The following is a 12,712-nucleotide window of genomic DNA, read 5'->3' on the forward strand; positions in this document are numbered from 1 at the left end:
GAAGATGAGGTTGATAGGTCCGGGGTGTAAGTGCGGCGACGTACGTAGCTGACGGATACTAATTGATCGAGGACTTAACCACTACAATTAAAAAGGTCTAGTTGGTTACAAACTTTAATACACTAATGTCTGTTTTATCCAGTTTTGAGCGAATAAGCTCAAAGAAGTCTGGTGGCGATAGCGAAGAGGTCACACCCGTTCCCATACCGAACACGGTAGTTAAGCTCTTCAGCGCCGATGGTAGTTGGGGGTATCCCCCTGCAAGAGTAGGACGCTGCCAGGCATTAAGGTCATTACCAACAGGTAATGGCTTTTTTAGTTTTTATTTTTTTAGTGGGAAATTATATAGTATGTATAAGTGGAAATCATAAGTTCAACCTAGATAGAATCTTTAATTCAATATATATAGCTCATTTCAATCTTTTTCCTGGGTGGTTAAGTTTGGAAAAAGGTCCATATAACCCTTTAATTTTAAAAGTTAATTTTGGATTTCCAATGTCTTTGTTTATTCAATTTGTTAAAAGCCTTAGCTTCATAAACCGCTTGAATTTAGTTAAGATCAAGGATAGGATAATATCTATATAGGGAAAGGTGTGATCATTGTGCAAATGGTGCTCATTATTTTTACAATTAATATTATTTACGTTACATTCTTCACGGTGCGCATGATTATGACTTTGAAAGGGTATAGGTATCTGGCTGCCATAATTAGTGTAGTGGAAGTTGTTGTCTATGTCATCGGACTCGGTCTAGTGCTAGATAATTTGAATGAAATCCAAAACCTAGTTGCTTATGCAATAGGGTATGGTTGCGGTGTCATTATCGGTTCCAAGATTGAAGAAAAAATGGCGCTTGGTTATATTACTGTAAATGTAATTACAGCGGAAAAGAATTTAAAACTACCAAGTGTGTTAAGAGAAAAAGGATATGGTGTAACGGATTGGTCGGCAAATGGGTTAGACGGTGATCGTTCAGCCATACAAATACTGACTCCACGGAAATATGAATTGAAATTATACGTTACGATTAAAGAAGTAGATCCCAAAGCGTTTATTATTGCATATGAAGCGAAGACTATACATGGTGGCTTCTGGGTGAAAAACGTGAAGAAGGGGAAGTTGTTCAAGTGAGTCAAAAAAAAACGGTTTGGTTTGAAGTAGAAGAAAAAGAAACGATAGAAAATTGTTTGAAGCGAATTGCTGATGAAGGCTACTTGGTTGCTGGACGAAAAGAAGAGCCGCTGTTTGCCGAAGTAAATGGCGAATATGTGCCAATCCGACAGCTTATCAAATTCAAAGGCATACTAATAGAAGGAAATATTTAAAAGGCGAACGATTTAAAAGTATAATATAATATCGTTCGCCTTTTGCCATTGACGAATGGTCCTGGTCTTGATAATATATAGATAGTAAATAGGAATCCCCATATATACTGAGGAATTGGCCTTAGTGTTTCTACCAGGACACCGTAATGTCCGGACTATGCGGGAAAGCGACTTTCAGGAATGTAGCGAAAGGTGTGTGCGGACCAATGGGTACAATCATCTTAACGCATATCTCAACATCCTCGAATAATCTGCTTTTCATGCATATGAGAAGTAGTTTATTCGAGGATTTTTTAATTTCATTTAGCAGATATCAGAGATTTATCTAAAGGAGCGGGTTACACTTGGATGCAAAAGTTGGCGTTATTATGGGAAGTAAAAGTGATTGGGAAACGATGAAAAATGCTTGTGACATATTGGATGAGCTTTCAGTACCTTATGAAAAAAAGGTCGTTTCAGCACACCGTACACCAGATTTAATGTTTGAATATGCAGAACAAGCCCGAAAACGTGGAATTAAAGTTATTATTGCTGGTGCGGGCGGAGCGGCCCATCTTCCGGGAATGGTCGCGTCGAAAACACTGCTTCCCGTCATCGGTGTTCCGATTCAGTCGAAGGCGTTAAACGGAATGGATTCTTTATTATCCATTGTACAAATGCCAGGCGGAGTTCCAGTCGCGACTGTATCGATTGGAAAATCAGGTGCCATTAACGCAGGTCTTCTTGCAACTCAAATATTGGGGATTACGGATAACGAATTAATGGAACGTCTTGAAAATCGTCGCCAAACGATGCGTCAAGCATCCCTTGAAAGCAGTGGTGACTTATTATGAAAACCATTTTGCCTGGACAAACGATTGGTATTATCGGTGGTGGTCAACTCGGACGAATGATGGGGTTGGCAGCAAAAGAGGCTGGATTTAAAATCGCAGTTCTTGATCCTGTGATGGATTCACCATGCGGTCAAATTGCGGATATTCGAATTGTTGCCCCATATAATGATGCGGCTGCACTCGAAGAACTTGGTGAAGTAAGTGACGTGATTACGTATGAATTTGAAAATATCGATTATGAAGGATTAAAACACCTTACTGAAATAGCGCATGTTCCACAAGGCGCCGAACTTGTACGTATTACTCAAAATCGCATAAATGAAAAAGCAGAAATAACTGCGGCGGGTGCTCCGGTTGCCAAGTATATAACTGCGCAGACTTACGAAGAACTGAAGGAGAAAATAGCCGACGTTGGGTTCCCATGCATCGTCAAAACTGCATTTGGCGGTTATGACGGTAAAGGGCAAGTAAAGATTGATTCAATAGAAGAGATCCACACGGCGGAATCGCTTTTTGAGCACTCGGCTTGTATAGCGGAAGCTTTTGTCCCTTTTGAAAAAGAAGTTTCTGTCATTATCCAGCGCAATGCTGCGGGCGAATCGTACTGCCTACCAGTTGCGGAAAACATTCATAAAGATCATATTTTACACGAATCGATTGTTCCGGCACGGGTACATGCAAGCGTCTTAGCACAAGCTGAAGAAGCCGCCATGAAAATAGCGGATCATCTACAACTTGTTGGCACGCTTGCAGTAGAAATGTTTGTTCTTGAAGACGATAAGATTGTCATTAACGAACTTGCGCCCAGACCACATAACTCAGGTCATTACACAATTGAAGCATGTAATATCTCACAGTTTCATCAGCATATTCGTGCGGTTTGCGGATGGCCTTTACGAAAGCCGAGATTATGGGCACCTTCTATAATGGTAAACGTTCTTGGAGAACATGTTGCGCCACTGAAAAAGATTGTGACAAACTATCCAGATTGGTCAATCCACTTATACGGTAAAGCTGAAGCGAAAATAAAGCGTAAAATGGGACATGTAACAATTATGACAGATGATATTGAAAAAGTATTAGTCGAAATTGAATCTACGGGCATTTGGTCCGAAGAGTATTAAATATTATAAACGACTCAGACTTGATTGACAAAGACGTTTCAACTAAATCTACTACCATTTGGGAGGAATTAAACATGACAAAAGTAAATGTATACGTGACACTCCGTGAAAGTGTTGTTGATCCACAAGGGACGGCAGCAAAAGAAGCGCTACAGACGATGGGCTATAGCGAAGTTGAAAACGTTCGAATCGGTAAGCTAATCGAACTTGAACTAGAAGGTTCAACTGCAGATATTGAAGTTCGGGTTAAAGAGATGTGCGAAAAACTTCTCGTAAATGAAGTTATCGAAGATTACCGATACGAAATCGGGGAGGTCGCGGGCAAATGAAGTTCGCAGTTCTAGTTTTTCCAGGGTCGGGTTCAGACGTTGACATGCATCACGCGGTAACAGAAGTACTTGGTGAAAAAGCTGAGTACGTTTGGCATACAGAAGCAAAACTGGAGTCATTCGATGCCGTACTTATTCCAAGCGGTGCGTCATACGGCGATTACCTTCGTCCGGGTGCACTGACGAAAAGTTCACCAGCAATAGCGGAATTGAAAAGCTTTGCCGCATCGGGTAAGCCTGTTTTAGGTGTGGGCAATGGCTTTCAAATTCTAACGGAAAATGGGATTCTTCCAGGTGCGTTCCTTCAAAATAAAGGATTGAAATTTAGATCAGGAAAAACTAAATTAACGGTCCAAAATACAGACTCAGCATTCACGTCTAGCTATGAACAAGAACAAGAAATTACGATTCCATTTGCCCATCAATACGGGAACTACTTTGTGGATGAAAATACATTAGCTGAACTAAAAAATACAAATCGTATCGCTTTTACATATTCGGATGGTTGCGTCGATGGTAGCACCGGCAACATTGCAGGCGTATTGAATGAACAAGGAAATGTTCTTGGCGTTATGCCACTTCCAGAACGTGCAGTTGAGGAAATAATTGGTGGGGTAGATGGATTGCCTTTATTCAATTCAATCTTGAAAAGGTGGAGTGAAAATAATGTCAACTAATCATGAACCGACTACACAACAAATTAAAGATGAAAAAATCTATCGTCAAATGGGAATGACCGACGAAGAGTTTGACCTTGCAGTGGGACTACTAGGTCGTCTTCCAAACTATACGGAAACAGGTTTGTTTTCCGCTATGTGGTCTGAGCATTGTTCGTATAAAAGTTCAAAACCAGTGCTTCGTAAATTCCCTACAGATGGACCTCGTGTTCTTCAAGGACCAGGTGAAGGTGCGGGTATTGTCGATATTGGCGATAATCAAGCAGCTGTTTTCAAAATGGAGTCTCATAACTCGCCATCAGCAATCGAGCCTTTCATCGGTGCGGCAACGGGAGCGGGCGGAGTTCTACGGGACGTATTTTCAATGGGTGCCCGTCCAGTAGCACTCGTTAACTCGCTTCGGTTTGGAGACTTAACAGATGCACGTGACCGTTTCTTGTTTGAAGAAGCAGTAGCGGGTATCGCTAGTTACGGAAATGGCATCGGTATACCGACAATCGCGGGAGAAGTGCAGTTTGATAATTGTTATTCAAGACGTCCACTCGTCAATGCGATGGCTGTCGGATTGTTAAACCATGAAGATATTCAAAAAGGTGTTGCTGCAGGTGTTGGCAATACAGTTATGTATGCGGGAGCAAAAACAGGACGGGATGGCATACACGGAGCGACAATGTCTTCTTCTGAAGTAGCAGTGGATGAAGATGCAGAATTACCGGTTATGCAAGGCGGAGATCCATTCCTTGAGAAATTGGTGATGGATGCTTGTCTAGAGCTTGTGAAATCGGATGCGCTTATCGGTATTCAAGATATGGGTGCTGCCGGACTGTCATCAGCTTCAGCAGAAATGGCATCTAGTGCGGGTTACGGCGTTGAGATGAACCTTGACCTTGTTCCACAACGTGAAGAAGGAATGACGGCATATGAAATGATGCTGTCTGAATCTCAAGAGCGTATGCTTATTGTTGTGAAAAAAGGCCGTGAACAAGAAGTAACAGATCTCTTTGCAAAATATGGCGTTGAAGCAGTTTCTATTGGAAAAGTAACGGACGATAAAATGCTTCGTCTTCTTCATAAAGGGGAAGTTGTTGCAGAAGTATCAGCAGATGCTCTCGCTGAAGATGCTCCAGTTTACAATAAGAAATCTGAAGAACCGGCATACTTTAGAGAATTCCAAGCGATGGAAATGACAGAACCTGTCGTTGAAGATTTGACTGAAACGCTAAAAGCATTGCTAAAACGTCCAACAATTGCTTCAAAAGAATGGGTCTATAATCAGTTTGATACACACGCTCGTCGTAATACAGTTGTTGCACCAGGTTCTTCTGCGGGCGTTATCCGTGTAACGGGTACAAACAAAGGTCTTGCGATGACATCTGATTGTAACTCTCGTTATGTGTATTTGGATCCAGAAACTGGTGGAAAAATTGCAGTTGCCGAGGCGGCACGTAACATTATTTGTTCCGGCGCTGAACCAATCGCAATTACAGATTGCCTGAACTTCGGTAGCTCGGACAAGCCGGAAGTATTTTGGCAGTTTGAAAAGTCAGCCGCAGGAATTTCGGATGCATGCCTTAAGTTGAATGCGCCAGTAATTAGCGGCAACGTTTCATTATCCAATGAAGTGAACGGCGTTCCGGTTTATCCAACACCAACAATTGGTATGGTTGGTCTTGTGCATGATTTGTCCCAAGTAACGACAACTGAATTTAAACATGCAGGCGATCTCATTTATGTAATTGGTGAAACTTCACTTGATTTTGGCGGTAGTGAGCTTCAACAAATGACAGAAGGAAAGATTTTTGGTCAAGCGCCAGCGATTGATCTTGATATCGAGGCGGCACGCCAGAAAGCACTTCTTTCAGCAATTCAAAGTCATCTTGTTCAGTCAGCAACAGACTTGTCAGAAGGCGGTTTCTCAGTAGCACTTTGTGAGAAAGCATTTGGCACGGAAGGTTTAGGTGCGGAAGTAACAATTTCTGGATCTGCTGTAACGGCTCTATTTAGTGAAACACAATCACGTTTCCTTGTAACCGTGAAAGAAGAAAATGTGCAAGCATTTGAAGAAGCAGTGGAAGATGCAGTGAAAATTGGTACAGTTACAGAAAATAACCGAATTGTTATTCAAGGCGACGATAATTCGGTACTAATTGATGGAACAGTTGAAGAGTTCCAATCCGCATGGGGAGGCGCTATTGAATGCTTGCTGAACTTAGAGGCCTAAACGAAGAGTGCGGCGTGTTCGGCATTTGGGGTCACGAAGATGCGGCGCAGATCAGTTATTATGGGCTGCACGCATTGCAACACCGGGGGCAAGAAGGGGCCGGTATTGTCACAAAAGACGAAAAAGGGCTTCATGTAGTAAAAGGCGAGGGACTTGTTAATGAAGTGTTTTCAGGTGATGAAATCACTACTTTAAAAGGACACTCTGCAATTGCTCAAGTACGTTATACGACGGAGAATGGCCGTGGAATCGAAAACGTTCAGCCACTTGTTTTCCGTTCAACAACAGGCAGTCTTTCCGTTGCTCACAACGGAAACATTGTGAACGCAGTCGAACTAAGGGAGCATCTTGAACGTCAAGGAAGTATTTTTCAGACCAATTCAGATACAGAAGTGCTTGCGCATTTAATAAAAAGAAGCAGCGGTTCGTTAAATCAACGTGATCGTGTGAAGAAAGCATTAGCTATGTTAAAGGGTGCTTTCGCATTTGTTATGCTGACTGAAGATGGATTGATGATTGCACAGGATCCGAACGGCATACGTCCACTATCACTTGGAAAACTAGGGGATGCGTGGGTTGTCGCTTCAGAAACATGTGCGTTTGATATTATAGGGGCAGAATGGATTCGTTCAGTTGAGCCGGGGGAACTAATCATTATTAATGATAAAGGCCTTCAGTCCGAACGATTTGCACCTGCTGCAGACTCCGCGATGTGCTCGATGGAATATGTCTATTTCGCACGACCGGATTCGGACATTGACGATATTAATATTCACTCTGCACGGAAGCGCTGCGGGAAACGACTTGCGCGCGAAATGAAAATCGAAGCGGATGTTGTTACTGGAGTACCTGACTCAAGTATTTCCGCGGCGATTGGTTTTTCTGAGGAGAGCGGAATTCCCTACGAACTTGGTTTAATTAAAAGTCGTTACGTAGGTAGGACATTCATTCAACCATCACAAGAATTACGTGAACAAGGCGTTAAGATGAAATTATCTCCAGTGCGTCAAGTTGTCAAAGGCAAACGAGTTGTCATGGTAGATGATTCGATTGTTCGCGGTACGACGTCCAGACGAATTGTGAAAATGTTGAAAGAAGCAGGCGCGACAGAAGTTCACGTTGTGATTGCTTCGCCACCGCTTGTTAGTCCATGTTTTTACGGTGTAGACATTAGTACGGATTCGGAACTGATCGCAACTAATCGCACGGTGGAAGAAATTCGAGATCTTATCGAAGCCGATTCGCTTACATTCCTATCACCAGAAGGCATGCTTGAATCGATTGGACGACCAGATACTACAAAAAACTGTGGCCAATGTCTTGCATGTTTCACAGGAGAATATCCGACAGATATTTACGCGGATACGGCAATGCCGCACGAAAAAGAAATCGTTAGATAAAGGGGACTTTTCTATGTCGAATGCGTATGAAAAAGCAGGAGTCAATATTGAGGCTGGCTATGAGTCAGTTGAACGGATGAAATCGCATGTTGAACGCACTGTGCGTAAAGGTGTGGCAGGAACGTTCGGTGGTTTCGGTGGAATGTTTGATCTTTCTGCCTTGAATTATAAAGAGCCGGTACTTATTTCCGGTACGGATGGTGTCGGAACGAAGTTGAAACTCGCATTTATGGCAGATAAGCATGACACAATCGGTATTGACTGTGTCGCTATGTGTGTCAACGATATTGTTGCACAAGGTGCAGAGCCACTTTACTTCCTCGATTACATCGCGCTTGGAAAAGCAGTGCCTGAAAAAGTTGAAGCAATTGTTAAAGGAATTGCAGACGGTTGTGTGCAATCCGGTGCAGCACTTATCGGTGGGGAAACGGCTGAGATGCCAGGTCTCTACAAAATCGATGAGTATGATTTAGCTGGTTTTGCCGTTGGTGCATGTGAGAAAAGCAATATCGTAACGGGTGAAAAAGTTGTTGAAGGTGACGTTCTAGTTGGACTTGCTTCAAGCGGTATTCATTCAAACGGTTTTTCACTTGTGCGTAAAATCGTCATTGAAGATCAAGGAAATACAATCGATAGCGTTATCGAAGGTTATGAAGATCTTGGTACAGTAGGAGACGCTCTTCTTGAGCCGACAAAAATTTATGCGTTGCCTGTACTTCAAATGCATTCAGAACTTGATGTGCATTCAATGGGACATATTACAGGCGGAGGATTCTTTGAAAACTTACCACGTATGCTTCCTGAAGGATTTGCGGCGGAAGTTGACCTCGGTTCATGGCCAGTACTTCCCGTATTCAACATGCTGAAAGAAAAAGGCGAGCTGACGGATAAAGACTTGTATAGCGTATTTAATATGGGTGTTGGCTTTGTGATTGCGTTACCTGAGGCACAAGCCAATGCTGCGATTAAAATCGCTGAAGAACATGGTGAGAAAGCATTCAAAATTGGACGTGTTACAGCAGGCGAAGGCGTTCAATTTATAGGTGAGCATGACGGGAGCCTTACAGAATGACCCGTAAAGTAAAGATTGCCGTTTTCGCTTCTGGAAGCGGCAGTAATTTTGCGGCACTTGAAGAAGCGTGCAAAAACGGTGAATTGAATGCTGAAATCGTTCTTATGGTGACGAATAAACCAGAAGCGTACGCAGTTGAACGCGCAAAAAAGGCTGGCATTCCAGCTTTGGTATTCCGACCAAAAGAGTTCGAATCAAAAGATGCGTATGAAGTAGCGATACTGAATGCACTCCGTGAATCAGGAGCTGAATGGCTCGTCTTAGCGGGATATATGCGTCTGATTGGACCGGTTTTATTGTCGGCATATCCTTCGAAAATCATTAATATTCATCCATCGCTTCTCCCTTCATTTCCGGGAAAAGACGCGATTGGACAAGCAGTTGGACATGGTGTGAAAGTAACGGGCGTGACCGTTCACTTAGTCGATGCGGGAATGGATACGGGGCCTATTCTTGCCCAGTATGCCGTTGATGTAGTTGACGGGGATGCCGAAAAAACAGCTCAAGCGATTCACGCCGTTGAACATTATTTATATAAAGATACTTTGAGTGAACTTTTTAGCCGATAAGTATATAGGTTGACTAGGTGAATATGTGTATAAACCTAGCGTAGGTGCCTTACTGGGGCAGCCGAAGCAAGTTGGAAGGAATTCTTTAATTCAACATATACGAGTGTTAACTGATGAAAAATGGAGGGTTTTATTCGTGAAAAAACGTGCATTGCTAAGCGTGTCGGACAAAAATGGAATATTGGAATTTGCTAAGGTGCTTGAAGGTCTTGGTTATGAACTTCTATCTACTGGCGGAACGATGAAACATTTAGCGGACAATGGTGTTGGCGTAACGGCTGTTGACGCTGTCACTGGTTTCCCTGAAATAATGGAAGGCCGTGTGAAAACACTGAACCCATTAATTCATGGTGGGCTACTTGCAAAACAAGATGATCCATCTCACATCGCGGAAATGGAAGAGCACGGTATTCAGCCGATTGATATCGTTTGTGTAAACTTATATCCGTTTAAAGAAACAATTTCAAAACCGGATGTTTCGGCTGATGATGCAATTGAGAATATCGACATTGGTGGTCCAGCGATGCTTCGTGCATCAGCGAAAAATCATGCGTATGTCACAGTTATCGTCGATGCAACGGATTATGATCAAGTAATTTCCGAGTTAACTGCAGATGGCCAAACAACTCTTGAAACACGCAGACGTTTAGCGGCAAAAGTATTCCGTCACACGGCAGCATACGATGCACTTATTTCAGGCTATTTAACAGATCTTTCGGGCGAAGAATTCCCGGAACAAGTAACGTATACATACGAATTGAAACAGCCGCTTCGTTACGGCGAAAACCCACATCAAAAAGCAGCGTTTTATAGCCGTCCACTCGGTTCGGATTTCTCAATCGCATCTGCAACACAATTACATGGTAAAGAACTTTCATACAACAATATTCAAGATGCGAACGCGGCCATTCAAATAGTCAAAGAATTCGATATTGCAGCAGCAGTTGCAGTGAAGCATATGAATCCTTGTGGTGTTGGTACAGGCGAAACTGTTTTCGATGCGTTTTCAAAAGCATACGAAGCAGACTCTACGTCAATCTTCGGTGGCATTATCGCATTGAACCGTGAAGTAGATGCGGCAACTGCTGAGAAACTTTCAGGAATTTTCCTTGAAATTATTATCGCACCGTCATTTACCAAAGAAGCGATTGAAATTTTGACGAAGAAGAAAAATATTCGTTTGATGACGATTTCATTTGATCAAAACAAAAAAGACCAGTGGAATACAGTTTCTGTCGAAGGTGGACTTTTAATGCAAGAACCAGATGCATATGGATTTGCGGATGCAGACATCAAAGTTGCGACAGACCGTGAGCCGACAGAAGTTGAGTGGGAAGCGATGAAACTTGGATGGGCTGTTGTGAAACATGTGAAGTCGAACGCGATTGTTGTTTCAGACGATCATATGACACTTGGCGTTGGTGCTGGACAGATGAACCGTGTCGGAGCAGCGAATATCGCACTTACACAAGCAGGCGAACGTGCAAAAGGCGCAGCACTTGCATCGGACGCATTTTTCCCGATGGATGATACAGTCGAGGCTGCCGCAAAAGCAGGCATTACGGCAATTATCCAACCGGGCGGATCCGTGAAAGACGAAGATTCGATTAAAAAAGCAAACGAATACGGCATTACGATGGTATTCACTGGCGTACGTCACTTCAAACACTAAGGGGGAATCTGCATTGAAAGTACTCGTTATCGGGAGTGGTGGTCGCGAACATGCGATTGCTAGACAGTTCAATGTCTCTCCTTCAGTAAATAAAGTATTTGTTGCACCAGGCAATGATGGCATGAAAAACGATGCTGAATGTGTACAAATTAGCGCGACAGATTTTGAAGCACTCGCTTCATTTGTGAAAGAAAACACGATCGACTTGACGTTTGTCGGTCCAGAACAGCCGCTTGCAAAAGGAATTGTGGATTATTTCACGGAGCGCGGATTAAAAGTGTTTGGTCCGACGAAAGCGGCGGCACAAATTGAAGGCAGTAAGTCATTCGCGAAAGAATTGATGGCGAAGTACGACATTCCGACAGCCGGATATGGAACATTCACGGACGCGGAAGAGGCGAAAGCATTTATCCGTGAAAATGGAGCGCCGATTGTTGTAAAGGCAGATGGTTTAGCAGCAGGGAAAGGCGTTATCGTTGCAATGACATTGGATGAAGCCCTTGAAGCAGTCGACGATATGATCGGGAACCAGAAGTTCGGAGAGTCATCTTCTAAGGTTGTTATTGAAGAGTTCCTAGACGGCGAGGAGTTCTCATACATGTCGTTCGTCCATGACGGACAGATTTATCCAATGGTTGTCGCGCAAGACCATAAACGAGCGTATGACGGGGATACAGGACCGAATACGGGCGGTATGGGTGCATACTCACCGGTACCTCAAATTTCAGATGCAGTCGTTCAGGAAGCGTATGACAAAGTTGTTGTTCCTACGGTTAAAGCGATGGCGGCAGAAGGTGTTCCGTTCACAGGAATTCTTTATGCGGGACTTATTCTGACTGAAGATGGTCCAAAAACGATTGAATTCAACGCGCGCTTCGGAGATCCTGAAACACAAGTGGTTCTGCCACGAATGGTATCCGATTTCGGTGAATTCATGATGGCGCTTATGGATAGCAAGCCATATGAGTTGAAATGGAATGATGAGGCTATGTTGGGCGTCGTCGTTGCGGCGGATAACTATCCTGGGGATGTTGTGAAAGGTGCAGCACTTCCAGATTTAGATGTTTTGTCCGCACAAGGCTTAGATGTCTTCCATGCTGGCACAAAAGCGAGTGACACTGGATTTGTCGGTAACGGCGGTCGCGTGATTCTCATTACAGCGAAAGCTGATTCACTAAAACAAGCACAAGAAGACGTATACAAAGGCTTGTCCCAACTTGAATGGGACGGATTCTTCTACCGGAAGGATATTGGCTGGCGTACGTTTGAATAAATAAAACAGGACCACCTTCTCGTTTGTGAGAAGGTGGTTTTTTGATCGGAAATATGGAATACGTAATTGCAGGATTAATCAAGACATCTATACATAAACCTCCCTCGACTTATAGAAATTGCAATAAAGTTTGAAAATGGAGCAGGACTTGTTGATGTATGGTCCTATTTTGGAGTTACTATTGTATGGGGGTATTGATTTTCATACTGGCGACAGTC

General features: G+C 43.2%; 12 protein-coding genes, 1 rRNA gene and 1 riboswitch. All 13 genes read left to right on the plus strand.

Annotated features, from left to right (window positions below; translation table 11 throughout):
- The first annotated feature begins 167 nt into the window (after positions 1 to 167).
- The 13 genes from rrf to purD all read left to right on the plus strand — a co-directional run bounded on the left by rrf (position 168) and on the right by purD (position 12,494).
- Positions 168 to 283, plus strand: a 5S ribosomal RNA gene (gene rrf, locus KSU66_RS17035).
- A gap of 325 nt (positions 284 to 608) precedes the next feature.
- Positions 609 to 1,130, plus strand: coding sequence for a DUF2179 domain-containing protein (locus KSU66_RS17040; protein ID WP_269052750.1), 522 nt, complete (start codon positions 609 to 611; stop codon positions 1,128 to 1,130).
- Positions 1,127 to 1,324 carry an NETI motif-containing protein gene (locus tag KSU66_RS17045; RefSeq protein ID WP_269052664.1) on the plus strand — a complete coding sequence of 66 codons (198 nt, stop codon included), beginning with the start codon at positions 1,127 to 1,129 and terminating at the stop codon, positions 1,322 to 1,324. The genes KSU66_RS17040 and KSU66_RS17045 overlap by 4 nt, the downstream gene beginning before the upstream one ends.
- 78 nt (positions 1,325 to 1,402) lie before the next feature.
- Positions 1,403 to 1,502: riboswitch (purine riboswitch) on the plus strand.
- A gap of 166 nt (positions 1,503 to 1,668) precedes the next feature.
- Complete coding sequence (purE, locus tag KSU66_RS17050; protein ID WP_269052665.1) at positions 1,669 to 2,157, plus strand: 5-(carboxyamino)imidazole ribonucleotide mutase; 489 nt, start codon at positions 1,669 to 1,671, stop codon at positions 2,155 to 2,157.
- On the plus strand, positions 2,151 to 3,281 hold the full coding sequence (gene purK, locus KSU66_RS17055) for a 5-(carboxyamino)imidazole ribonucleotide synthase (RefSeq protein ID WP_269052751.1): 1,131 nt from the start codon (positions 2,151 to 2,153) through the stop codon (positions 3,279 to 3,281). The genes purE and purK overlap by 7 nt, the downstream gene beginning before the upstream one ends.
- 74 nt (positions 3,282 to 3,355) lie before the next feature.
- Positions 3,356 to 3,610 (plus strand): phosphoribosylformylglycinamidine synthase subunit PurS, encoded by a 255-nt coding sequence (gene purS, locus KSU66_RS17060; protein WP_269052666.1) that lies wholly within the window; start codon positions 3,356 to 3,358, stop codon positions 3,608 to 3,610.
- Entirely contained in the window at positions 3,607 to 4,287 is a 681-nt protein-coding gene (gene purQ, locus KSU66_RS17065) for a phosphoribosylformylglycinamidine synthase subunit PurQ (protein ID WP_269052667.1), read from the plus strand. The genes purS and purQ overlap by 4 nt, the downstream gene beginning before the upstream one ends.
- On the plus strand, positions 4,277 to 6,508 hold the full coding sequence (gene purL / locus KSU66_RS17070; RefSeq protein WP_269052668.1) for a phosphoribosylformylglycinamidine synthase subunit PurL: 2,232 nt from the start codon (positions 4,277 to 4,279) through the stop codon (positions 6,506 to 6,508). The genes purQ and purL overlap by 11 nt, the downstream gene beginning before the upstream one ends.
- The gene (purF, locus tag KSU66_RS17075) at positions 6,484 to 7,908 is read left to right on the plus strand and encodes an amidophosphoribosyltransferase (RefSeq protein ID WP_269052669.1); all 1,425 of its coding nucleotides are present in this window, start codon (positions 6,484 to 6,486) and stop codon (positions 7,906 to 7,908) included. The genes purL and purF overlap by 25 nt, the downstream gene beginning before the upstream one ends.
- A 13-nt stretch (positions 7,909 to 7,921) precedes the next feature.
- On the plus strand, positions 7,922 to 8,980 hold the full coding sequence (purM, locus tag KSU66_RS17080; RefSeq protein WP_269052670.1) for a phosphoribosylformylglycinamidine cyclo-ligase: 1,059 nt from the start codon (positions 7,922 to 7,924) through the stop codon (positions 8,978 to 8,980).
- Positions 8,977 to 9,549: a phosphoribosylglycinamide formyltransferase gene (purN, locus tag KSU66_RS17085; protein ID WP_269052671.1), complete on the plus strand. Its 573-nt coding sequence runs from the start codon at positions 8,977 to 8,979 to the stop codon at positions 9,547 to 9,549. Before purM ends, purN begins: the two co-directional genes overlap by 4 nt.
- 136 nt (positions 9,550 to 9,685) lie before the next feature.
- A complete protein-coding gene (gene purH / locus KSU66_RS17090; protein ID WP_269052672.1) occupies positions 9,686 to 11,221 on the plus strand; it encodes a bifunctional phosphoribosylaminoimidazolecarboxamide formyltransferase/IMP cyclohydrolase in 1,536 nt (511 codons plus the stop codon).
- A 13-nt stretch (positions 11,222 to 11,234) separates the two neighbouring features.
- On the plus strand, positions 11,235 to 12,494 hold the full coding sequence (gene purD / locus KSU66_RS17095; RefSeq protein WP_269052673.1) for a phosphoribosylamine--glycine ligase: 1,260 nt from the start codon (positions 11,235 to 11,237) through the stop codon (positions 12,492 to 12,494).
- The last annotated feature ends 218 nt before the right edge of the window (positions 12,495 to 12,712 follow it).

The sequence above is a fragment of the Sporosarcina sp. G11-34 genome, assembly GCF_026931025.1.